At 69.1% G+C, this 23,115-nt stretch carries 23 protein-coding genes; 13 read left to right on the forward strand and 10 right to left on the reverse strand.

Features of this window, described 5'->3' with window-relative positions:
* Positions 1–175: 175 nt before the first annotated feature.
* On the forward strand, positions 176–1,018 hold the full coding sequence (locus KPL78_RS11070; RefSeq protein WP_219762995.1) for an NAD(P)-dependent oxidoreductase: 843 nt from the start codon (positions 176–178) through the stop codon (positions 1,016–1,018).
* Here the strand turns inward: KPL78_RS11070 and KPL78_RS11075 are convergent.
* The 6 genes from KPL78_RS11075 to KPL78_RS11100 all read right to left on the reverse strand — a co-directional run bounded on the left by KPL78_RS11075 (position 1,015) and on the right by KPL78_RS11100 (position 7,449).
* On the reverse strand, positions 1,015–2,094 hold the full coding sequence (locus tag KPL78_RS11075) for a malate/lactate/ureidoglycolate dehydrogenase (protein ID WP_219762996.1): 1,080 nt from the start codon (positions 2,092–2,094) through the stop codon (positions 1,015–1,017). The two genes, KPL78_RS11070 and KPL78_RS11075, sit on opposite strands and share 4 nt — an antisense overlap.
* Before the next feature lie 153 nt (positions 2,095–2,247).
* Entirely contained in the window at positions 2,248–3,006 is a 759-nt protein-coding gene (locus tag KPL78_RS11080) for an SDR family oxidoreductase (RefSeq protein WP_219762997.1), read from the reverse strand.
* Positions 3,007–4,107, reverse strand: coding sequence for an ABC transporter ATP-binding protein (locus KPL78_RS11085; RefSeq protein ID WP_219762998.1), 1,101 nt, complete (start codon positions 4,105–4,107; stop codon positions 3,007–3,009).
* 69 nt (positions 4,108–4,176) lie between these two features.
* Positions 4,177–5,073, reverse strand: coding sequence for a carbohydrate ABC transporter permease (locus tag KPL78_RS11090; RefSeq protein WP_219762999.1), 897 nt, complete (start codon positions 5,071–5,073; stop codon positions 4,177–4,179).
* Complete coding sequence (locus tag KPL78_RS11095) at positions 5,073–6,035, reverse strand: carbohydrate ABC transporter permease (protein ID WP_219763000.1); 963 nt, start codon at positions 6,033–6,035, stop codon at positions 5,073–5,075. Before KPL78_RS11095 ends, KPL78_RS11090 begins: the two co-directional genes overlap by 1 nt.
* Before the next feature lie 67 nt (positions 6,036–6,102).
* A complete protein-coding gene (locus tag KPL78_RS11100) occupies positions 6,103–7,449 on the reverse strand; it encodes an ABC transporter substrate-binding protein (protein ID WP_255568852.1) in 1,347 nt (448 codons plus the stop codon).
* A gap of 225 nt (positions 7,450–7,674) precedes the next feature.
* On the opposite strand from KPL78_RS11100, the gene KPL78_RS11105 reads away from it, so the two are divergent.
* The 9 genes from KPL78_RS11105 to KPL78_RS11145 all read left to right on the forward strand — a co-directional run bounded on the left by KPL78_RS11105 (position 7,675) and on the right by KPL78_RS11145 (position 18,132).
* A complete protein-coding gene (locus KPL78_RS11105) occupies positions 7,675–8,655 on the forward strand; it encodes a threonine ammonia-lyase (protein WP_219763002.1) in 981 nt (326 codons plus the stop codon).
* Positions 8,655–9,284 (forward strand): DUF1345 domain-containing protein, encoded by a 630-nt coding sequence (locus tag KPL78_RS11110; RefSeq protein ID WP_219763003.1) that lies wholly within the window; start codon positions 8,655–8,657, stop codon positions 9,282–9,284. The genes KPL78_RS11105 and KPL78_RS11110 overlap by 1 nt, the downstream gene beginning before the upstream one ends.
* Before the next feature lie 70 nt (positions 9,285–9,354).
* Entirely contained in the window at positions 9,355–10,347 is a 993-nt protein-coding gene (locus KPL78_RS11115) for a Bug family tripartite tricarboxylate transporter substrate binding protein (RefSeq protein ID WP_219763004.1), read from the forward strand.
* 370 nt (positions 10,348–10,717) lie between these two features.
* Entirely contained in the window at positions 10,718–12,316 is a 1,599-nt protein-coding gene (locus KPL78_RS11120; protein ID WP_219763005.1) for a GMC family oxidoreductase, read from the forward strand.
* Between the two features lie 34 nt (positions 12,317–12,350).
* Positions 12,351–13,487 carry an MFS transporter gene (locus tag KPL78_RS11125; protein ID WP_219763006.1) on the forward strand — a complete coding sequence of 379 codons (1,137 nt, stop codon included), beginning with the start codon at positions 12,351–12,353 and terminating at the stop codon, positions 13,485–13,487.
* Positions 13,488–13,507: 20 nt separating this feature from the next.
* A complete protein-coding gene (locus KPL78_RS11130; RefSeq protein ID WP_219763007.1) occupies positions 13,508–14,314 on the forward strand; it encodes a 3'-5' exonuclease in 807 nt (268 codons plus the stop codon).
* Positions 14,315–14,676: 362 nt separating this feature from the next.
* A complete protein-coding gene (locus KPL78_RS11135; protein ID WP_219763008.1) occupies positions 14,677–15,900 on the forward strand; it encodes an MFS transporter in 1,224 nt (407 codons plus the stop codon).
* Positions 15,901–15,971: 71 nt separating this feature from the next.
* Positions 15,972–17,060 carry a TRAP transporter substrate-binding protein gene (locus KPL78_RS11140; protein WP_219763009.1) on the forward strand — a complete coding sequence of 363 codons (1,089 nt, stop codon included), beginning with the start codon at positions 15,972–15,974 and terminating at the stop codon, positions 17,058–17,060.
* 268 nt (positions 17,061–17,328) lie between these two features.
* Positions 17,329–18,132 carry an undecaprenyl-diphosphate phosphatase gene (locus tag KPL78_RS11145; RefSeq protein WP_219763010.1) on the forward strand — a complete coding sequence of 268 codons (804 nt, stop codon included), beginning with the start codon at positions 17,329–17,331 and terminating at the stop codon, positions 18,130–18,132.
* 608 nt (positions 18,133–18,740) lie between these two features.
* Here KPL78_RS11145 and KPL78_RS11150 read toward each other — a convergent pair.
* Both KPL78_RS11150 and KPL78_RS11155 read right to left on the reverse strand, forming a co-directional pair.
* Positions 18,741–19,121 (reverse strand): hypothetical protein, encoded by a 381-nt coding sequence (locus KPL78_RS11150; protein WP_219763011.1) that lies wholly within the window; start codon positions 19,119–19,121, stop codon positions 18,741–18,743.
* Positions 19,122–19,272: 151 nt separating this feature from the next.
* A complete protein-coding gene (locus KPL78_RS11155) occupies positions 19,273–19,542 on the reverse strand; it encodes an ACT-like domain-containing protein (RefSeq protein ID WP_219763012.1) in 270 nt (89 codons plus the stop codon).
* 340 nt (positions 19,543–19,882) lie between these two features.
* Here KPL78_RS11155 and phbB point away from each other — a divergent pair, with 340 nt between their 5' ends.
* Positions 19,883–20,605, forward strand: coding sequence for an acetoacetyl-CoA reductase (gene phbB / locus KPL78_RS11160; RefSeq protein WP_219763013.1), 723 nt, complete (start codon positions 19,883–19,885; stop codon positions 20,603–20,605).
* 109 nt (positions 20,606–20,714) lie between these two features.
* On the forward strand, positions 20,715–21,353 hold the full coding sequence (locus tag KPL78_RS11165) for a YciI family protein (RefSeq protein ID WP_255568853.1): 639 nt from the start codon (positions 20,715–20,717) through the stop codon (positions 21,351–21,353).
* Between the two features lie 93 nt (positions 21,354–21,446).
* Here the strand turns inward: KPL78_RS11165 and KPL78_RS11170 are convergent, their stop codons facing one another.
* Positions 21,447–21,851 (reverse strand): DUF2237 family protein, encoded by a 405-nt coding sequence (locus KPL78_RS11170; protein ID WP_219763014.1) that lies wholly within the window; start codon positions 21,849–21,851, stop codon positions 21,447–21,449.
* A complete protein-coding gene (locus KPL78_RS11175; RefSeq protein WP_219763015.1) occupies positions 21,851–22,021 on the reverse strand; it encodes a succinate dehydrogenase assembly factor 4 in 171 nt (56 codons plus the stop codon). The genes KPL78_RS11170 and KPL78_RS11175 overlap by 1 nt, the downstream gene beginning before the upstream one ends.
* Before the next feature lie 54 nt (positions 22,022–22,075).
* Here KPL78_RS11175 and htpX point away from each other — a divergent pair, with 54 nt between their 5' ends.
* Positions 22,076–23,014 (forward strand): zinc metalloprotease HtpX, encoded by a 939-nt coding sequence (gene htpX / locus KPL78_RS11180; RefSeq protein WP_219763016.1) that lies wholly within the window; start codon positions 22,076–22,078, stop codon positions 23,012–23,014.
* Positions 23,015–23,115: the final 101 nt, after the last annotated feature.

Genomic DNA, 23,115 nt, shown 5'->3' on the forward strand with positions numbered 1-23,115 from the left:
CGGCACGTGGCGCACCGGCAGGCAGCGGACGAATTCCTTCCCTCCGGGCCTTTCAGGCTCCGGTGCGAGGAGGCTAGCCCTGAACGCGCCCTGCGCCAAATCCGGCCTTGGGATTGGCGCGGCACGCCGGCCGGTCCAGGCTGCGCCAACACAGGCCACGATACGGAGACGCGCCATGCCAGACCCGGTGATCGCCATCCTCTCCCAGGGCGCCATGGGCGCCGGCGTCGCGGCGCGGCTCGTCGCCCATGGCGTCACGGTGCTGACCTGCGTGGAAGGCCGCAGCGCCGCCAGCGCGCAGCGCGCCGCCGCCGCCGGCATGCGGGCGGTGCCGGAAGCGGCGCTCGCCGAAGCCGAGGCCTTCCTTTCCATCCTCCCGCCGGCGGAGGCGCTGGCGACGGCGGAACGCCTGGCGCCGCGCTTCGCCACGGCGGCGAAGCCGCCGCTCTATGTCGATTGCAACGCGATCAGCCCGGCGACGATGCAGCGGCTGGCAAGCTTGGTGCAAAGCCACGGCCTGCGCGTCGCCGACGCCGGGATCATCGGCGGGCCACCGCGGGAGGGTTATGCCGGCCCGGTCATCCACGTCTCGGGCGAGGAGGCGCCCGGCCTGATCGCGCTGCTCGCGGGGCGTGGCCTCGATCTGCGGCTGGTCGAAGGGCCGATAGGCGCGGCCTCGGCGCTGAAGATGTCCTATGCCGGCATCACCAAGGGGCTGGTCGCGATCGGCTCGGCCATGATGCTCGCGGCAAGCCGCGCCGGGGCGGCCGAGGCGCTGCATGCTGAACTCGCCCGCAGCCAGCCCGCGCTCGCCGCCTGGTTCGCGCGCATGGTGCCGACCATGTTCGACAAGGCCTATCGCTGGTCCGGCGAGATGGAGGAGATCGCCGACTTCACCAGCGCCGACGATGCGGCGCCGGCGATCTACCAGGGCGCTGCGGCGCTGTATAAACGCCTCGCCGATCCGCGCGGCGTGGAGGACGTCGCCGCGCTGCGGGCCTTCCTTGCCTTGACCTAGACCGGGCTCTTCACCCCCAGCCGCGTGGCGGTGGCGAGGATGTTCGACCAGGTCTCCGCCGGCAGCGGTACGCCGTGCGCGGTACGGTCGGCACGGCGCTGCGCCTCCGGCTCGCCGGGCAGCAGCACAGGTTCCGCGGGGTTCGCAGGGCGCGTCGCGCTGATCCATTCGGCATAGCGCAGGCCCATCGCCTCGAACTCCGCCTGGGTGCCGAAATGCCTGGGTGAGAGGAAGATGGACAGCATGCCGTTGGCAATGCGGCTGCGCTCGCTGATCGGGCCCGAGGTTCCGCCTGCCGTCAGGCAGCCCGCCAGCATCTCGCACATGAAGGACAGGCCCGACCCCTTGTGGTCGCCGAAGGCACGGATGGCACCCGCGCCCTTCGACGGATCGCGCGGCCCGACCGCGTCATAGGGGCCATACAGCGTGTGCGGATCGGTCGACAGCCGCCCATCCGGCTCGATGAGCGCGCCTTCCGGCAGCTTCTTGCCGCCGCTGGACGCCACCAGCACCTTGCCTTCCGCGACCAGCGAGGTCGCGAAATCCAGCACCAGCGGTCGTCCCGGCAGCGGCACGCCGATCGACACCGGGTTCGTTGAAAAGCGCCGTTCCACCCCACCGAAGGGTGCGACCAGCACACTGCCCGCGACATTGACGAAGTGGATGGAAATCAACCCCGCCGCGATCGCCTGTTCCGCATAATCCCCGACACGCCCGATGTGCCCCGCATTGCGCAGCGCGGTGATGCAGACGCCGTTCTCCTGCGCGCGCTCGATGCCCAGCGCGACCGCTTGTGGTGCCACTGTCTGCCCGAAGCCCCACTTGCCGTCGAGCACCGCGAAGGAGCCGCCATCGGTGACGACCTCCGCATCCTGGCCCTTCAGTACGTAGCCGGCCTCGAGCCATTCGACGTAGCGCGGCACGCGCACCACCCCATGGCTGTCATGCCCGGCCAGGTTGGCGCCGACGAGATGCGTCGCGATGCGCCCCGCCTCCGCGCCGTCGCAGCCGGAGGCGATGAAGATGTCGCGCACCAGAGCGGTCAGCGCGTCGACAGGGATGTGCAGCATGTCCATGGAGGGCGTTCCCGAAAAAGAAAGCACGGGGGAGAAACACCTCCCCCGAATCCCCCTCCGCTTTTTGGCCGCTGGGGACTGACCGCCGCGGCCGGCGCCAGGTGACCAAAATAAGGAGGGGGTTTGGGGGAGTTCATCTCCCCCAACCTTCAGCTACATCGCCGCAACCTTGCGCGCCTGCGGCGCCAGGAGCCGCATATAGGTCGGCGTCACCAGCATCTCGGTGATGTTCACCCGCGGCGGCATGGTCGCGGCGAACAACGCCATGGCGGCGAGGTCCTCCGGCTGCAGCAGCCGCTCGATGTCTTCCTGCGGCACGGGCTCGGGCCGGTTTTTCAAGATGTCGGTCGCGACCTCGCCGGGGCAGATGCAGCAGGAGCGGATGTTGTGGATGCCGTTCTCCTGGTTGATCGACTGCGACAACGCGACGAAGCCATGCTTCGCCGCCGTGTAGCCGGGACCGGAGAGGAAGGAGATCCCCTTCCCCGCCATGGAGGCGATCTGGATCAGCATCCCGCCGCCGCGCGCGCGCATGCCCGGCAGGACAGCGATCGAGGTCATGAACGGCGCCGTCAGATTGCCATCCACCAGCGACCGGATCGCCTCGGGCGTCAGCTGGTGCATGTAGCGCTTCGGCAGGTTCACCCCGGCATTGTTCACCAGGATGTCGGGGCCGCCGATCGTGGACTCCACCTTGGCGAGCGCGGCGGCGACCTGCTTCTCATCCGTCAGGTCCGCCGGCACGACGACAGCACCCTCGCCGATCATCTTCGCCGTTTCCTCCAGCGGCGCGGTGCGGCGGCCCGTCAGCGCGACCTTCGCGCCTTCCTGCGCGAAGGCAATGGCGATGGCGCGGCCGATGCCGCTGCCCGCCCCGGTCACCCAGGCGGACTTCCCGTCCAGACGCTTCATTCAGAGCACCTTGTCGTTCGTGGGATCGATGAGGTGCATCTGATCCATATGCGCGAGAAGGCGCAAGGGCACCCCGACCTCCGCCGGCGTCGCGGGATCGAGCCGCGCGGTGATCTCCGCGCCGTCCTGGCGGAAATGCGCGAGCGTCTCCATGCCCATCGGCTCGATGACTTCCGGCGTCAGCGACAGAGGCGCGAGGTTGTCCTTGTCCATCGTCTTTTCGTCGGTCAGGTGCTCGGGCCGGATGCCGAACAGCAGCGCCTTGCCGACATGCGGCCGATACCGCGCGCTGCGCGAGTCCGGAACCGGCAGCGACGTGCCGTTCGCCAAGGTGACGTTCAGTGCGCCAGAGGCTTCCTCGAGCCGCGCCGGCATGAAGTTCATCGCGGGGCTGCCGATGAATCCGGCGACGAATTTCGTGGCCGGATGGTGATAGAGCTCCTGCGGCGGGCCGACCTGCTCGATGATGCCCTGATTCATCACCACGACGCGGTCGGCCAGCGTCATGGCCTCCACCTGGTCGTGGGTGACGTAGACGGTGGTCGTGCGCACCGTCTGGTGCACCTTCTTGATCTCGGTGCGCATCTGCACGCGCAGCTTGGCATCGAGGTTCGACAGCGGTTCGTCGAACAGGAACACCTTGGGGTCGCGCACGATGGCGCGGCCCATCGCCACGCGCTGCCGCTGGCCGCCCGACAGCGCCTTGGGCTTGCGTTCCAGCAGCGGCGTGATGTCGAGGATGCGCGCAGCCTCCTTCACCCGCTTGTCGATCTCGGCCTTGGGGAATTTCCGCAGCGTCAGGCCGAAGGCCATGTTGTCGTAGACCGACATGTGCGGATAGAGCGCATAGTTCTGGAACACCATCGCGATGTCGCGGTCGCGCGGCGGGATGTCGTTGACCACTGCGCCGCCGATGGCGATCTCGCCATCGGTGATCTCCTCGAGACCCGCGATCATGCGCAGCGTTGTGGACTTGCCGCAGCCCGACGGGCCGACCAGCACGACGAACTCATGATCGTCGATCTCGAGGTTGATGCCCTTCACGGCCTGGACATCGCCCTCATAGGCCTTGACGATCTTGCGAAGCGAGACTTGCGCCATTGCGATTCCTTTTGTTTGAGCCGGCCTATTCACGCCTCCGCGCCCTGCGGCGCTCCGGCGATCGGACGGCTAGCCTTTCGTCGCACCGGCGGTCAGGCCGGCAATGTAGTAATCCATGAGGAAGGCGTAGATGATGACCGGTGGCAGCGCCGCCATCAGCGCGCCGGCCATGATCTGACCCCAGGCGAAGGTGTCCCCGCGGACGAGCTGCGAGACGACGCCGATGGTGAGCGGCATCTGCTCGGCCGTGGTGACGAAGGCGGTCGGATAGACGAAGGCGGCCCAGGATACGGTGAAGGCGAAGATCGTCGCCGCGATGATGCCGGGCATCGCCACGGGCACGAAGATCTTCAGCAGCATCTGCATCCAGTTCGCTCCGTCGATCAGCGCGGCCTCATCCAGCTCCTTCGGGATCGACGCGAAGTAGCCGATCATGATCCAGGTGCAGAAGGGCACCGTCAGCGTCGGATAGACCAGCACCAGCCCCCATACCGAGTTCAGCAGCCCGAGCCCGCCGACGATCTGGTAAAGCGGGATGAACAGCAGCGTGTCCGGCACCAGGTAGGTGAGGAACACGCCCGTCGCGAGCACCTGGCTGCCCCAAAAGCGCATGCGCGCCAGCGCGAATGCGGCGAGCACCGAGATCACCATCGTCAGCACCACCACACAGGCAGTGACGATGCAGCTGTTGATGAAGAAGCGGATGAAGATCGGGTTGCTCAGGATCGCCGCGTAGTGCTCGAAGGTCGGCGAGCGGATCAGCCAGGGATTCAGCGAATAGTCCGCGATCTCGGCATTCGTCTTGAAGCTGGTGACGAGCATGTAGAAAGGCGGCGCGAGGAAGATGATCGCCGCGATGATCAGCGACACATACGCCGTCCACATCGCCCAGCGCCTCTCCGAGCGCAGGCTGCCCGCCTTGTGGTAGATGCCGGGGATGTCCCGGCCTGCCGCGGTCGCCGACATCACATCTGCTCCTTGTTTCGGCGGGTCACGCCGCGCAGCACGAAGAAGGCGCAGACGGCGAGGATCGGGAACATGAACAGCGAGACCGCCGCGCCGCGCGGGATGTTGCTCGACAGGATGCCGACCTGGAAGGCGTAGGACGCGAAGACATGCGTCAGGTCGCGCGGACCGCCATTGGTCAGCACGCGGACGATGTCGTAATTCGCGAAGGTGACGATCAGGCTGAACAGCACGGTGATGGAGATGATGTTCGCCATCATCGGCAGGGTAACGTAGCGGAGCTTCTGCCACCCGGTCGCCCCGTCGATCGCCGCCGCTTCATAGAGCTGATCGGGCACCGACTTCAGCGCCGCGAGATACATGATCATGAAGAAGGGCGCGCCATACCAGACATTCACGATGATGACCGATGCGCGCGCCCACCAGGGTTCGCCGAGCCACGGCACTGCCGGCACCGCGAAGACGTTCAGCACCCAGTTGATGGCGGAATAGGACGGGTCGAACATCCACCACCAGCCGAGCGTCGACAGCGCCGGCGGGATGACCCAGGGGATCAGCAGCATGCCGCGCCACTTGCGCTGACCCTTGGTCGGGATGTGGTGCAGCATGTGCGCCAGCCAGAAGCCGATCAGCGCCTTCAGCAGCACGGCGCTGATGGCGAAGATGCAGGACTGCCAGACCACCATCCAGAAAGTGTCGGAGCCGAACAGGATCTCGAAATTGCCGAGACCGGTGGGCAGCCAGTCGCCCTCCATAAAGCTCGTCATCCGGCGGTTCAGCGTCGAGAGATAGATGCCGTATCCGGCCGGATAGGCGACGAGCCCGACGATGACCACCAGCAACGGCAAGGTCATGAAGAAGGCGATCGTCGAACGCCGGCGCGCGAAGCGCTGCAGCGAATTCGCCCGCCCGTTTCCGGCCGTGGCCGGGGCGCTCACGGCCATGCTGCCGTCGGCTGCCATGCTGTCCTCCCTGATGTTGCGGCCAGGGCGCCCGATCGCTCGCGCGCCCTGGCCGGGTCCTGCTGACTCAGCCGCCGCGGCGGATGGTGGTCAGTTCACGCTCGACCCAGCCCATGGCCTGGTCGATGCTCTCGCCGCCCTGCACGATGCGCGCGATGAGCTTGGTGTTCAGGCCGTTGTTGTAGGCCTGCACCGCGAATTCGGCGGGTGCGGGGGCGAAGGCGACGGAAGTGCGCTGCTGCTGGTGCGGCTTCACCGGGTAGTTGTAGGCGAAGCCGGTCGGTGGGCCTTCCGTCTCCCAGATCCGGAAGTCGGACATGGAAAGGAAGGGCGGGATGTCGTAGCCGCTCGACGTATTGGTCTGGCGTTCGGCCTGCGGCCGTTCCGACAGGAACTCGATCAGCCCCTTGGCCGCGGGCTTCATCCGGCTGAACGACCAGATGCCCCAGAAGTATGGCAGGTAGCCGACGTAGCGCCCTTCGGGGCCGGCCGGCGCGGGGGCGTACCAGCAATTCTCCGCCACCTGCGGCTGGTCGCGCTTCGCCACCGCCCAGGCGGAGGGCGGGTTGAAGATCAGCGCCGAACGGCCCGAGATCAGCGCCCGGTTGTTGGACGCATCGTCCCACGCCCAGACGTCGTCCGGCAGCGCGCGGGAGATGCGCACCAGCATCTCCACAGCCTGGCGGAGCTTCGGGTTGTTGCGCACGGTCGGGTTGCCGCGCTCATCCATCATGAAGGCGCCATAGGAGGTGAGCAGCCCGCCCACCCAGTCCACCGCGTCCGAGAATTGGCCCATCGGCAGGCCGAAGGGCACGTTCGCTTCCTTGCACTTCTCCGCGGCGGCGGCGAAGGCTTCCCAGGTCCAGCCATCGGCCCCGGGGCCGCGCTCGGGCTTGTTGGGCCACATCGCACGCATGTCGAGCCCGGCATGCTGCTTCATCAGGTCGAAGCGCGTGCAGGCCGGCTTGAGCTGCGTGCCCGACACCGCCGGGACCGCCACCCACTTGCCGCGCACCTTGCCGAGATATTCGGCCGCCGGCGTCACCTCGCCGTATTTCTGCACCAGCCGACCCATCACGTCGTCCATGGGCTCGAGCAGTTCGGCCTTCGCTGCCGGTTCCCAGGTCGGGAAGGACAGGATGTCATGCCCGCTGCGCGACTGCGCCTGGGCGTTGATGGTCAGCAGGTTCTGATTGCCGACCGAGGTGATGAACTCGACCTGGACCTCGACGCGATTGCGCTGGCCCCATTCCTGGCAGAGCTCGCGCATGATGCCGTTGCCCGCCGGCACCCAGTGATCCCAGAAGCCGCATTTCAGCGTGCCGCCGGTTCCCTGGGCATGGACCATGGGCGCGCCGACGGCCGTGCCCACCAGTACTCCGGCCCCGTTGCGCAGCACGGCGCGACGGGACATCCCGTTCTTGGACATTGCTTCCCTCCAAACCTCCCGGACGGACCTCAGATGGGTCCATTTCCGACTCGGGCAGGTTAGGCAGGTGAAACGGCGCAAGGCAACCGCGCAAACCATGGAGGGCGCATTGCCTACAGGACAGGCATTCCGGCGCTTTCGACACTTAAGCACGAAGCCGGGCTTGCCGCCGCGGCACTCTGTCCTACCCTGCGGCAGGAGGATCAGCCCATGTCCGACGCCCTACCGCATTTCGACGACGTCCGCGCCGCCGCGACACGTCTCGCCGGACGTGTGCTGCGGACACCGCTGCTGCGCCATCCGCTGCTCGACGCCGTCACCGGCGCGACGGTCGTGGTGAAGCCGGAACCCCTGCAGCGCACCGGGTCCTTCAAGCTGCGCGGCGCGACCAATGCGGCGCTGCTTCTGTCTTCCGAGGCGCGGCGCGGCGGCATCGTCACCCACTCCTCGGGCAATCACGGCCAGGCCTGCGCCGCGGCCGCGCACATGCTGGGCATGAAGGCCACCATCGCGATGCCGATGGATGCGCCCGCCATCAAGGTCGAGGCAACGCGCCGCTGGGGTGCCGAGATCATCCCCTTCGACCGCCACGGCGTGGATCGCGACGCGCTCGCCGAGACCCTCGCCGCCGAGCGCGGCGCGACGCTGATCCCGCCCTTCGATCATCCGGATGTGATCGCGGGCCAGGGCACGGTGGCGTTGGAACTGGTCGAGGATGCGGCCTCCCTCGGCCTCACCCTCGATGCCTTCGCTGTCTGCACGGGTGGCGGCGGGTTGACGGCTGGTTGCGTCCTGGCACTCGAATCCCTGGCCCCGCGCGCCGAGGTCTATGCGGTGGAACCCGAAGGCTGGGATGACACCTGCCGGTCGCTCCAGGCCGGCCGGCCCATCCCGGTCGAACGGCCGGGCAGCGGACTGTGCGATGCGCTGCTGTCGAAGCAGCCCGGCGCGCTGACCTTCCCGATCAACCATCGCCATCTGGCCGGCGGCGTCGCCGTCAGCGAGGCCGAGGTGTTCCGCGCCATGCGCTTCGCTTTCGAGCATCTGAAGATCGTCGCCGAGCCGGGTGGCGCGGTCGCCCTCGCCGCCGTGCTTGCGGGCAAGGTGACGGCGAAGGGGGGCGTGATCGGTGTCGTCATCAGCGGCGGCAACGCCGACCCGGCAATCTTCGCGCGGGCGCTCGCCGCCTGATGCGGCTGCGACTGCGCGAACGGCCAACGCTGCTGCTGGCGCTGGCCGTGCTGGTCGCGATGGTTGTCGCCGCGCGGGTCCTGACCGACCTGCCGCTGCGCGTGGCCATCCTGCTCGGCTGGTGCGCGGGCGCGGCCACGCATGCGGCATTCCTTCTCCACGCGTTGATCGTCACGTCGCCCCAGACGCTGCGCAGCCGTGCGGAGATCCTGCAGGACAGCCGTTGGACGGTCCTGACCGGCACGCTGGCCGCTGCCCTTGCCGCGCTCTACGGCGTAGTCAGCGAGATTGCCGGGGTCGGTGACCGGGGGCCGCATTCCATCACCCTCGGTATCGGCACGCTGGCGCTGTCCTGGGCCTATCTGCACATCGTCTTCGCGGTGCATTACGCCCATGCCTATTGGCTGGAGGATGGCGGCATCGTCTTTCCCGGCGGCGACCGGCCGGATTGGGCCGAGTTCCTCTACCTCAGCTTCACCGTCGGCATGACCGCCCAGGTCTCGGATGTCACGACCTGCGCCCCCGGGGTCCGGCGCATGGTGCTGGCCCATGGCCTGGTCTCCTTCGTCTTCAACGCGGCCATCCTTGGCCTGGCGGTGAATGTCCTGGCGGGTAGCGCGGCGGGCTGAACGTCTTGCCCTCAGCCCCGTTCGGCGCTTCCCTGGCATATATAACCACACGCTTCAGGAATACGTCCGAATGAACCGTCGGAGCCTTCTCGCCCTTCCCGTGCTGGCCCTGCCCGCCATCGCGCGCGCGCAATCGTTTCCGGACCGCACCATCACCCTGGTCAGCGGCTTCGCCCCGGGCGGGTCAACGGATGTCACGGCTCGGCTCATCGCCGACCGGATGCAGGGTTTCCTCGGCCCCAATGGCCGGGTGGTGGTGGAGAACCGGCCTGGCGCCTCGGGGACTGTCGCCTCCGATTGGCTGCGCCGCCTGCCGCCCGACGGCCATGTGCTGATGCTCTGCGAGGCCTCATCCCACGCGTTGTTCCCCAATGCGATGCAGGGCGGCACGCGGTTCAACCCGATCGACGACTTCACCCATGTCGCCGTCGTCGCGAACGGCCCACTGATCATGGTGGCGAAGCCAGACTTCCCCGCCGCCAACGCCGCCGAGGCCGTGCAGAAGCTGCGCAGCGGGCCGCAGGACGACCTGCCCTATGCCTCGTCTGGCGTCGGTTCCATACCGCATTTCGCAGGCGAGGCGATCGCTGCCTCGCTGGGCCTCGGCGGCAAGTTCCCTCATGTGCCCTACCGCTCCGGCGGCCTGATGGTGGAGAGCATCGCGCGCGGAGAGACGGCCTGGGGCGTCGCCGTGCTCGCCTCCGCCGCCGGCCAGGTGCGCGACAACCGCGTGCGCGGCATGGCCATCACCGGCCGCGAGCGCTTCCCCGCCTTCCCCGACATCCCGACCCTCGCGGAATCCGGCATGCCCGGATTCGACATCGGCAATTGGTTCGCCATCGTGGGCCCGGCGCGCATGCCGGCACCGGTGACCGCGACGCTCAACCGGGCGATCAACAGCGCCCTGGCCGACCCGCAACTGCGCGAGCGCTTCGTCACGGCCGGCATCACCGCCTACGATCAGCCGAACACACCGGCGGATGCGCGGGCGTTCTTCCAGGCCGAACTCGCCAAGTTCAAGGGCGTGGTGGACCAGACCGGGGTGCGGTTGGAGTCGCTGTGATCGGATGTTGCCGTGAAGGGGCGCTGCTCGTCCAAATCACCTTGCGCGGGGTTTTGCCGATGACCCGGCAGTGGAGATCGGAAGGGCTCTGCCCCTCCGAACCACGCCGCCATCGGGGTCCCATTGACGTTGCCATGCAACGTCAATGGGTGCCCCTGGTGCTTGGAGCACCTGGACCGCAATCACTTGGCGCCAGGCACGACGGGCAGTCTGTGCCCGCCAAGCACGCCTGGTGCGCAAGTGCGGGTTTCGGCACCACTCTGCCCGTGGCGCCCGGCACCAGGTCGAGGTTTCCAAAGGCCTTTCGGCCTTTGGTGGGGTGGCTTGGAGGGGCAAAGCCCCTCCAACTCCGCATCGGCGGACACGCAGCATGACCCAGCACGCCGACATCATCATCACCGGCGGCGGTTCCGCCGGCTGCATCCTCGCCGCGCGGCTTTCGGAGGATCCGTCCTGCCGCGTCCTGCTGCTCGAAGCCGGCCCGCCCGATCGCGACATCTGGATCAGCCTGCCGGCGGGTTATGCGAAGCTCTACGGCAGCGGCAAGTATGACTGGCGCTACGAGACCGAGCCTGAGCCCAACCTGAACGACCGCCGCATCCATTGGCCGCGCGGCAAGGTGCTGGGCGGGTCGGGCAGCGTGAATGGCCTGGTCTTCCTGCGCGGATCGCCGCACGACTACGACCGTTGGGCGCAAGCCGGCGCGACCGGCTGGTCGCATGAGGAGGTCGCGCCCGTCTTTCGCCGCATCGAGCACTGGGACGGCCCGCCTGATCCGGCACGCGGCTCCGACGGCGCGATCCATGTGCGGGAACCGCGGCACCTGGCGCCGGCCGCCGCGGCTTTCGTCGAGGCCTGCGTGGCCGCCGGCCTGCCGCGCAACCGCGACTGGAACGACGGCACGGCGATCGACGGCGCGGGACCGGTGCAGCTCAACGTGCATGGCGGGCGACGATCCTCGACCGCGCGGGAATATCTGCGTCCCGCCATGGCGCGCGGCAATCTGCGCGTCGAGACGGGCGTGCTCGCGACCCGCATCGTCATCGAGGACGGCCGCGCCACCGCGATCGAGGCGATGCAGAACGGCCAGCCCGTGACCTTCCGTGCGGCGCGGGAGATCGTCTGTTCGGCCGGCGCTATCGAAACGCCGAAGCTGCTGATGCTGTCCGGCATCGGGGATGGCACGGCGCTGCAGGCGCTCGGCATTCCCGTGGTGCATCACAGCCCAGGCGTGGGGAAGAACCTGCAGGACCATCTGATCGCGAAGCTGATCTTCCGCTCGAAGCCCTGCGGCACGCTGAACGAGATCCTGCTCTCCCCTTTCCGCAAGGCGAAGATGGGGCTCGACTACCTGCTGGCGCGCACCGGGCCGCTCGCCATCGGCGCCGGGGAGGCGAACGCCTTCGCGCGCGTCACGCCGGGGGCCGAGGAAGCGGAGATCCAGTTCCTCTTCGTGAACTTCTCGACCTTCGCCTATGAAGCCGGGCTGCATGACTTCCCGGGCTTCATGTTCAACTACGGTGTCTGCCGCCCCGACAGCCGCGGCGAGGTCTTCCTGAGATCGCCGCACATCGCCGACAAGCCGGGCATCCGCGCCAACTACCTCGATCACCCGAACGACGTGCGGATCATGCTGGGCGGCGCGCGTCTGGCGCGGAAGGTGGCGGCGCAGGCGCCCCTCGCCGCGCTGATCGAGGAGGAACTGCGCCCCGGCCCCGCCGCCATCAGTGACGAGGCGATCCTCGAGAACATCCGCGCCACCGCCGGCACGGTCTTCCACCCCTGCGGCACGGCGAAGATGGGTACGGATGCGATGGCGGTGCTCGATCCACAATTGCGGGTGCGCGGCATCGCGGGGCTGCGCGTGGCGGATGCCTCGGCCTTCCCGCTGATCCCGACGCCGAACATCCAGCCAGCGGTGATGCTGGTCGCCGAACGCGCGGCCGCCTTCATCAAGGCCGGCGCGTGACGCCACGCCCGACGGAGCACACCAAGCCTTTCCCATGAGTCCCGTCGCCACCATCGGCGCCGCCGTCTTCGCGATCGGCGCCGCAACCACGCTGCCCATGCCGCTGTTCACCGCCTATGCCGCCCGCAGCGGCGGCGGGGCGGGTGGGCTCGCGCTGGCCTTCATCGCCTATGCGACGACACTGATCGTCACCGCGCCCCTGCTGGGCGGACTGTCGGACCGCGTCGGCCGGAAGCCTTGCCTGCTCGCGGCGTTGGTCTTCGCCTTCCTGGCGACGACCGCACTGACCATCGCGCCGGGCCTGCCGGCGCTGGCCCTGGCGCGCGTGCTGCAAGGCCTGGCGATCGGCCTCGTCGCCGGCGGCGCCACGGCCTGGGCGGCGGAACTCGCCGGCGGGCCGGAGGCCGGGCGGCTGGCCGGGCGCGTGACGGCCTTCGCCACCGCCGGGTCCTTCGCCGTGGGCGGGATCGCGACGCTCACGGCACTCTGGCTGATGGGCGATGTCGAACCGCCGGTCACGTTCTGGCTGCATCTCGCCGCCATCGCGCTGCTGCTGCCGCTGGTCGCGCGGCTGCCGGATCGCCGGCCGGCCGCGCCGGTCGCCTGGCTGCGCCTGCCGGCCTTCCCACGCGGAACGGTCACGACAAGCTTCGGCATGTTCGCCGCCTGGAGCGTGACGGGCGTCGCGATCAGCTCTGTGCCGGCCGCATTGGCGGCGGCGGGGCATCCGCGGCTCGGGCCGCTCGCCGTCTGCTTCATGATCCTGGTCGGCACCGCTTTCCAGCAGGTCGTGGGCAAGCTGCCGGCGCGGCGAGCCTCGCTGATCGGGCTGCCGGTGCTGGTGGCGGGGGCGGGGCTTGTCACCCTCGGCACGCTGGATGCGGCGCTACTGACGCTGCTCGCAGGCGGGGCGCTGGTGGGCAGCGCGGCCTATGGCTTTCTGTTCGTCGGCGCGCTCGCCGGTGCCTCGGAAGCTGCGGCCGGCGAGGATCGTGCGCGTGCCGCGGCCGGTGTCTTCCTCGTCGCCCATGCCGGGTTCTGCGTGCCGCCTTTGCTGACCGGCCTCGCCATCGACGCCTTCGGCGCAACGGCGGCACTGACGGGATTCTGGTTCGGCATTACGGCGCTCTGCGCATTGCTCGCGGTGCTGCTGTTGCGTCCGCGCGGCTGATCCGCGCAGCATTCCCGACCATGGAACGTGTCGTCGTCTTCGATATCGAAACCGTGCCGGACCTCGCCGCCGGCCGCGCCCTGCTGGGCGAGGACGCGGAGGGCCTGACCGATGCCGCGCTGCGCGCCCGCCTCGGCGCCCGCTATGCGCGGGAGGGCCAGGACCCGGCCACGACCTTCCTGAAGCCGCCGCTGCATGCCATCGCCTGTCTCGCCCTGCTGGTCGCCGAACGCGACGGCGCCGAGGAACCCTGGCGCGTGCGCCGCATGGCGTCCCGCCACACCGGCGAGACACCCGAGGCGGAGATCCTGGCCCTGTTCGAGCGCACCATGGCGCAGCGCCCCGCGCCGATGCTGGCAGGCTTCAACACCTCCGGCTTCGACCTGCCGGTCCTGCGCTACCGTGCCATCGCGACCGGCGTCGCGATGCCCGCGCTGAATGGCGGCAACGGGCGGGACTATGGCTATCGCTATGGGCGGGATCACATCGACCTCGCCGACCGGCTCTCGGGGTTCCGCGCCTCGCCCATGCCGTCCCTGGCCGAGGCCTGTTCCCTGCTTGGCCTGACTGCGAAATCCGGGATGGACGGGTCGGAGGTCGAACCCGCCATGGCTGCCGGCCGCGGCGCCGAAGTCGCCGAATACTGCGAGACCGACGTCGCCGCGACCTGGCTGCTGCTGCTGCGGTTCTGGCAGGCGACGGGCGCGCTGCCGGGTGACGCCGCTCGGCAGTCCTTCAGCGGCTTCGCGACGTATCTCGAGGAGCATCACGCCGAGGCGCACCTCGCGGATCATGCGGAGACGGCGATGCGGCTCGCAGAAGGATAAGGCGAATTGGAGAGGGGCCCCGCCCCTCTCCAAAGCTCACCCCGCCAGGGTGCCGCACACCCTGGACCGCCGGAACCTGGTGGCCAGCATAAGTGTTGCGCTGACACCGTGAAACGCGCTTCGGGCAATAGGCTCACGAAACGACCTGGGCGCAGCGGACCCTTGGGCCTTCACGCGGCTCCTCTTCTGCCCAGCACCAGATGACGGTTTCCAAAGGCCCTGTGGCCTTTGGTGGGGTGAGGTCCGGAGAGGGGCAAAGCCCTTCTCCGGTCGCCGACCGCGCCCAGCGCATATCCGCACGCGCCCGGGCGCAGGGCTTTCCGCCTCGACGCCGGGGCGCGCCTCACGCGATGCTCCGACACATGAAGTCTCAGCTTCGCCCTTGTCTGCCGCTGTTGCTTGGCGCCGCGGTGATGCTCTCCCTTGCCATGGGACTGCGTCAGAGCCTTGGCCTGTTCATGGCGCCGGCGACGCGTGAGCTCGGCATCGCCGTCGCCGAGTTCACTTTCGCCATCGCCATCCAGAACCTTGGCTGGGGGCTGCTGCAGCCCTTCGCCGGCGCGGCCGCGGCGCGCTGGGGCTTCCGCCCGGTGCTGGTCGCGGGGGTGCTGTCCTATCTGGTCGGGCTTGCTGTCATGGCCTCGGCGCAGGGCGGTTTCGCGCTGCTGGTGGGGGCGGGACTGTTCATCGGGGTGGGGCTGGCCTGCACGGGCAGCGGCATGGCGCTCGCGGTGGCGGCCCGGCCGGTGCCGGCGGCGTTGCGGTCGACGGCGCTCGGCATGGTCTCCGCCGCCGGGTCGGTGGGGGCGCTGATCGCCGCGCCGATCGGCCAGGTCCTCGCCGAGGGCTGGGGTTGGCGCGCCGGCGTCTGGGGCTTCCTGCTGCTGGGCCTCGCCATGATCCCGGCGGCCTGGCTGGCGGGACGCGTGGATCGCGTGCCGGTTCCGGCGCTCGCGCCCGGGGAAGCGCCACGGATGAGCGTGGCGCTGCGCCAGGCGCTGTCGCACATGCCCTTCCTGGTCATGACGGGGGCCTATTTCGTCTGCGGGCTGCAACTCGTCTTCCTGACGACACACCTGCCCTCCTACCTCGCGCTGTGTGGGCAGGATCCTATGCTGTCGGCCAAGGCGCTGGGGCTGATCGGCGGTTTCAATGTGCTGGGGTCGCTGTTCTTCGGCTGGGCCGGCGGGCGGTGGAACAAGGGGGCGCTGCTGGGCGGGATCTACCTGGTCCGTTCCATCGTGCTCGGGCTCTATTTCACCTGGGCACCGACCGAGGCCTCGACCCTCGTCTTCGCCGCCATCATGGGCTTCCTCTGGCTCGGCGTGGCGCCGCTGGTCTCGGGGCTGGTGGTCGAATATTTCGGGCTGCGCTTCCAGGCGCTGATCCAGGGGCTCGCCTTCATGTCGCACCAGCTTGGCAGCTTCCTCGGCGCCTTCGGCGGCGGGCTGCTCTTCGACCTGCGGGGCGACTACGTGCTGGCCTGGCAACTCGGCGTCGGCATGGGGCTGGTGGCGGGGACGGTGCAGGTGGCCTATGCCCTGCGCGGCACCGGACCGGCCGCGCCGCGCCCGGCCGCCGCCTGAGAAGGCTTTTCCCGCGCCATGCTATCGCCTATGGGTCACGCATTCCGTGATAACCCGGGAGGAACGCCCCGATGAACCGTCGCGCCCTGATGGGGGCCGCGGCCGCTGCTGCCCCGGCAGCCCTGGCCACGCCCGCCCTCGCCCAGACCCAGATGCCGGAGGTGCGCTGGCGGCTCACCTCCTCCTTCCCGCGCAACCTCGACGTGCTGTTCGGCACCGCCGAGGCCCTGGCGCGCCGCGTCGGTGAGCTGACCGACGGCAAGTTCCGCATCCAGGCCTTCCCGGGCGGCGAGATCGCGCCCCCCCTCGCGGCGCTGGAAGCCGTGCAGCAGGGCTCGGTGGAGTGCGCGCACACCGCCTCCTATTATTATGTCGGCAAGGATCCGACCTTCGCCTTCTTCACCGCCATGCCCTTCGGCATGAAGTCGCGCCAGTTCACCGCCTGGTGGCGCTATGGCGGCGGCAAGGAGCTCGGGGCCGAGCTGTTCTCCGACTACAATGCCGTGGCCTTCACCGCTGGCGACACCGGCGCGCAGATGGGCGGCTGGTTCCGCAACGAGGTGAACAACCTCGCCGCGCTGCAGGGGCTGAAGTTCCGCATCGCCGGCTTCGCGGGACAGGTCTTCCAGCGCATGGGCGCCGCGCCGACCCAGGTGGCGGCGGCGGACATCTATCCCTCGCTGGAGCGCGGCACGCTCGATGCCGTGGAATTCGTCGGCCCGCATGACGACGAGAAGCTCGGCTTCGTCCGCGTCGCCCGCTTCTACTACGCGCCCGGCTTCTGGGAGCCTTCGGCCCGGCTGCACTTCCTGGCCAACAAGGCCGCCTATGATGCGCTGCCGGACCTCTACAAATACGCGATCCAGGTCGCGACGGCCGAGCAGGATGTCGAGATGCTGGCCCGCTACGATGACCTGAACCCCAAGGCGTTGCGCCGCCTGATCGCCGCCGGCGCGCAGCTCAAGTTCTGGCCGCGCGACATCATGCAGGCCGCTTGGCGCGCGGCACATGAGGTCTATGACGAGACCTCGGCCCGCAACCCGCGCTTCAAGAAGGTGTGGGAGTCCTACAAGCCGTATCGCGACGAGCAGTTCCAGTGGTTCCGCGTCGCCGAGAATTCCTACGACAACTTCGCCTTCCCGGCCGCCGCCGCGCGCTGAGGGGCTGTCTGGAAACGCGCCTTACGGCGCGTTTCCATCTCCGGCACCGGGCCGCACTCCCAACCGGTTACCCATCCAGCATGCTGTCGCTGGTGGCCGGTCGGGGTGTGGGCCGGTGCCTGACTTTCCAGACAGACCCCGACCCAGGGCGGCCCGGGCCATTGCCCTGTCGGGGCCGGATGGCGGGAATGTCATCCGCGTTGCCCGATTCACGCCATGAGGGCAACGGCATAAGGTCGGGCCCTTCCCACAAACGGATCATCGGTTCATGGACCTCGCCGCCCTGTTCTCCGCCCTGGCGATGGGCATCCTCGAAGGGCTGACCGAGTTCCTGCCGGTCTCCTCCACCGGCCACCTGATCCTGCTGGGCGAGCTGATCGGCTTCCAGGGCCCGCCGGGCAAGGCGTTCGAGATCTCGATCCAGCTCGGCGCCATCCTGGCCGTGGTGGTGATCTACCGGCAGCTCATCGTCGATCTGGTGCTGGGCATGTGGCGGCCGGGGCGGGAACGCTTCTACGTCATCAACCTGATCCTCGCCTTCCTGCCTGCGGCGATCATCGGCGCGACGCTGCACAAGACGATCACCGAGCTGCTGTTCAATCCCTGGGTGGTCTGCGTCGCGCTGATCGTGGGCGGCATCGCCATCATCCTCATCGAGCGGGAACGTCCGCCGCCGACGATCCATTCGGTGCCGGAGATCGGGCCGCTCGCCGCGGTGCTGGTCGGGCTCGGCCAGGCGCTGGCGATGATCCCGGGCACCTCGCGATCCGGGGCGACCATCATCACCGCGCTGCTGATCGGGGTGGACCGGAAGGTGGCGGCGGAATTCTCCTTCGTGCTCGCCATTCCGACCATGATGGCGGCGACAGTCTTCTCGCTGTTCAAGGCGCGGCACGAGCTCGACTTCTCCGCCTTCGGGCAGATCGGGGTCGGCTTCGTGGCGGCCTTCATCGTCGCCTTCTTCACCGTGCGCGCGGTGCTGGCGGTGATCGGGCGGATCGGCTTCACGCCCTTCGGCTGGTACCGGATCGGGATCGGCCTGGTGATGATGGCGGTGCTGGCGCTGCGGTAGAGGCGGCCGGCCGGCGCCTACCGGGGCGCGGCCGTCCGACTGTCGGTCCGATAGCCGAGCGGGTCGAGCCGGGCCGGCATGGCGAGAACCGGGGATCCGGCCCTGCAATCCCAACCCAACGACGTGTCGTTGAACGCCGTTGGAACGAAGCTGTCCGGCTGTCGGGCGCAGTAGGCCGGAACCTGAGGGCTCGGCGCCAAGCCGTGCAGGTTCCGCCTGCAAAGATAGTCGTTGGCATAATAGGCGCAGAGCATCACGCGCCCTGCCATGCATCGCCAACTGTAAGACTGGGGCGACCCATCGGACCGTCTCTCATCCATCGTGCCACCAGTGTCGTCGTCACCCACGGCGGCGCAATACGGAGCGAGGTTCGCGGGCGTCGCCGACCGTGGTCGCGCAACGGCGGCACGCGCATGCGCAGAGGCCGCGCGGAAGGCCACGGCAGGCCGGGCCGCCATCAGTGCCGGCAGCACGGCAGCACGGCAGCACGGCAGCACGGCAGCACGGCAGCACGGCAGCACGGCAGCCAGGTCGACGCCGTTGCACGCGTTGGACAAGTGGCATTGCGGCCCACACAGTGCCCCGGTGGTCAGCGTGTAGCCGCGCCCTTAATGGGTCCTCGCGGCGTCCGGCAGCCCCATCCCCGCGGCGGCGCGGCCGAGATAGTAATAGCCGATGTCCTGCATGTAGCCGATCCGCGCGACCAGCAGCGCCAGTTCCTCCCAACGGCCCGCGGTATCGAGCGCGCCCGCCGCCCGCCTGTTCTGCACCCAGGAGGCGATGCAGCCGACCGTGCACTCCAGCGCGGTCTGGCCGGCACGGAAGGTCGTGATCATCTGGGCGCGCGCGGTGGGGTCGGAGATGTCGGCCGGCGGGACGCACGCCGAAAGCCCCCAGGCGACAGCCAGCAGAACGACGAGGTACGACACGCGCATCCATCGCGCGATGGCGGCTGCGGCATCGTGGCAGCCAGGGAGGATGCGCGGCATGGTGGCCTCTGCCATGCCGGGGCGGCCATGCGCGGATGCTCGCGCCATCCGGCATGTCCCCGGGGAGCCGGGGCATCCGGCCGCTCCGCGTCCATCCTATCGAGCGGGCGTCGTTTGTTGCAATACCGCAATTGATGGGAGGCAGCGCGGGCTAGGCCGCTCGCAGTACGTCCTCGCCGCCGCTGAGTTCCGTCACGCCCACGACCTGGGACAGGTTGCCGGCGACGAGATGGACCATGCCGGCGGGCATGGCATCGAGGCCGATCTCGACGCGCATCACCTCACCGAGACGCCGCGCCGTAACGCGGTCCGGCACCAGGTCGCGCTTGGCGAGCGGTTGCAGCAGGCGGGACAGCAGCCCGGGAGACGCCTCGGCCAGCAGGACGAAGCGCGCGGAAACGAAATTGTCGTGTTCGGACATGGCGATCAAGGAATCCGGCAGTGGTAGCGCTCGGGCGGGGCAATCCTACGGCCGAAGGCACGCCCGCCCGGGGCGCGGACCTGATCAGGCCGTGCCGGTAATTCGCCCAGTGATGCGCCACTGCGGTGCCATGCCGATTGCTTAGCACCCCACAGCGCAGCGCACCAGACCCGGCAGGCGCGACGGCGGGCCAAGCGACGGCACTGCCGTCCTGCCGCACTGCACGCTTTCCCCCTGGCGTGCGAAGTCCCGACAGGATTTGATGAGCGTCAAGGATTGCGCGGCTTTACCGGACCATTGATACCGCTCAAGCGCATCCGCCCGAGGGAGGAGATCAGGCATGGCTCGCGTCGCACTTGTCACCGGAGGTCAACGCGGCATCGGTGCCGCCATCAGCGAGGCGCTGCAGGCGGCCGGCCGCAAGGTCGTCGCCTCCTACGCCGGCAACGATGCGGCGGCCGAGGCCTTCACCAAGCGCACCGGCATTCCCTGCTACAAGTTCGATGTCGCGGACTACGACTCCTGCACCGATGCGGTGAAGAAGATCGAGGCCGAGGTCGGCCCGATCGAGGTGCTGGTGAACAACGCCGGCATCACCCGCGACGGCACGATGAAGCGCATGAACCGCGAGATGTGGGACGCGGTCATCGATACCAACCTCGGATCCTGCTACAATATGTGCAAGCTGGTCTGGGATGGCATGACGGCGCGCAAGTTCGGCCGCATCGTCAATATCGGGTCCATCAACGGCCAGGCGGGCCAGTACGGCCAAGTGAACTACGCCGCGGCCAAGTCGGGCATCCACGGCTTCACCAAGGCGCTCGCCCAGGAAGGCGCCCGCACGCAGATCACCGTGAACGCGATCGCGCCGGGCTATGTGGACACCGAGATGGTGCGCGCCGTGCCGCCCGACGTGCTCGAGAAGATCATCGCGCGCATCCCGCGCGGCCGGCTCGGCACGGCCTATGACATCGCGCGCGGCGTGGTGTTCCTCACCGCCGACGACGCCGACTTCATCACGGGCTCGACCCTGTCGATCAACGGCGGCCAGCACATGTACTGACAGCGCGTGGAGGAGGGGCAGCCGCCGCTCCTCCGCTGTCATGGCGGGCTGACGCGCGGGCGTCGGCGTGGCAGGCTGCCCCCAACGCAGAAGGGCAGGAACCATCACCATGGGCTACGCCATCATCGCCTGGGACGGGCCGGACCCGGCCCGCCGCGCCGCATCGCGCGACCGGCACCTCGCCGTCATCACCCGCTGGGCGCAGGAGGGCCGGTTGGCTCTCGGCGTGCCGCTCTTCACGCCGGACTGGAAGCCGGCCGGATCGCTTATGGTGCTGGACGTGCCCGACAAGGCCGGGCTCGATGCCTACCTCGCCGAGGAGCCGTTCGTGGTCGAGGGCGTGTGGGACCGCTGGACCGCGCATCCCTTCCGTATTGCGCCGCTGCCCTATCGTCCGCTCCCGCAGCCGGGCGAGCCGATCTCCGCCACCCGCACCCACACGGTCATCGTCGCGCAGGACGGCACGGATGCCGGCGCGGCGGAGCGCCGCGCTGCCGCCCGGCCCGGACATATCGCACGGGTGAACAGCATGGCGGCGGATGGCACGCTCGCCATGGGGGGCGCGATCCTGGACGACGCCGGGACCATGCGCGGGTCGATCGCCGTCACACGTCACGCGACGGATGACGCGGCGCGCGCCTGGATGGCGGAAGACCCCTATGTGACCCATGGCGTGTGGCAGGACATCACGCTGTACGGGACACGCTTCGCGCCGTTGCCATACCGGCCGCTGCCAGGGGCGTCGTAGGGCGGAACGGGAAGCGGCCCCGCCCCTGCCCTGGCCGTTGTATCGATAAGCATCGCGCGACGCCGGGCCGATGCCCCCGGGGCGTGATCTGCTTTAATCCAGCGCGCGCGCGGCCAGATCCTCCCGCCGGCAGACCTCCAGCGCCGCCTCATGCGTCGCTTCCAGCAGGACCGGCGGGGCCATGCCGGCCTGGCGCGCCTCATCCCAACGTTCGGCACAGAGGCACCAGCGATCGCCGGGCCGCAACCCGGCAAAGCCGAATTCCGGCCGTGGCGTCGACAGGTCGTTGCCGGCCGCCTGGCTGAAGGCGAGGAAGGCGGCGGTGACCTCGACGCAGACCACGTGCCGCCCCACATCCGCCGGCCCGGTGTTGCAGCAGCCGTCACGGAAGAATCCCGTCACCGGCGCGACGGAGCAGGGCAACAACGCGCCGCCCAGCACGTTGCGCGCCTGGGGGCGGGGCGGCAGGCGGCGGATCGGGCCGTCGTCCAGCGGCATCAGAAGTCGCTGACGCGGCCCTTGCGCTCCCAGTCGCCGAAGCGGGTGGGCTCGGGGCCGGTGGGGCCGCCGATCTCCTTCGGCATCGGGGGGGCGGGGGGCTTCGGGTCGGCCTTCGCGTCCGGGGTCACGGCGGGCTTCGGATCGGGGTTGGGGGTCGTCTCGGTCATGGCGGGGATGATGTAGGCTGTCCCGGCCTGCGACGCAGCAGTGGAGAGAGGGGCATGAGCGGATATCTGCGCACGGCGGTTCTTCTGGCAGCGCTGACGGCGCTGTTCGGGGGGCTCGGCTTTGCCATCGCGGGGCAGCAGGGCATGATCCTGGCGCTGCTGTTTGCCGGCGGCATGAATCTGTTCGCCTGGTGGAACAGCGATCGGGTGGTGCTGCGCATGCAGAATGCGCAGCCGATCAGCCCGCATGACGCACCGCGCCTGTACGAGATCACGGCGCAGCTCGCCCAGCGCGCGGGGCTGCCCATGCCGGCGCTGTATGTGATCCATGAGGACCAGCCCAACGCCTTCGCCACCGGGCGCAGCCCGTCGAGCGCAGCCGTGGCCGTGAACACCGGCCTGCTGAACCTGATGCCCGAGGAGGAGGTGGCCGGGGTGATCGCGCATGAGCTCGCCCACATCAAGAACCGCGACACGCTGATCATGACGGTGACGGCGACAGTGGCGGGCGCGATCTCCATGCTCGCGAATTTCGGCATGTTCTTCGGCGGCGCCCATCGCGACCGCAACCAGAGCCCGTTCGGCCCGATCGCGATGATCCTGATGCTGATCCTCGCCCCCCTTGCGGCGGCAGTCGTGCAGATGGCGATCAGCCGGTCGCGCGAATACGAAGCCGACCGGGTAGGGGCGGAGATCACCGGCAACCCGCTCGGCCTCGCCTCTGGCCTGCAGCGGCTGGAACACTACGCCCATCAGATCCAGAACTACGGCGCCGAGGCGAACCCCGCCGCGGCGCATATGTTCATCATCAACCCACTCTCCGGGGCGCGGATGGACAACCTGTTCTCGACCCATCCGAGCACCGCGAACCGCGTGGCGGCGCTGCAGGAGCTGGCGGCACGGATGGGTCAGAGCCGAGGCGGCCCGGGCGCAGCGCCACCGGCCGCAGCACCGGGCCCGTGGTCGGGCGGGCGGCGGAATCCCTGGGGATGAGACACCGGCGAAGGGCTGCAACGTGCCGGGGAGCGGCGCGCTGGCGGGACTTCGTTCTTCTGGGCTGAGTGTCCAGCAGCCCCCTTGTCGTTTGGATGCGT

The sequence above is a fragment of the Roseomonas alba genome, from assembly GCF_019430885.1.
Lineage (GTDB): Bacteria > Pseudomonadota > Alphaproteobacteria > Acetobacterales > Acetobacteraceae > Neoroseomonas > Neoroseomonas alba.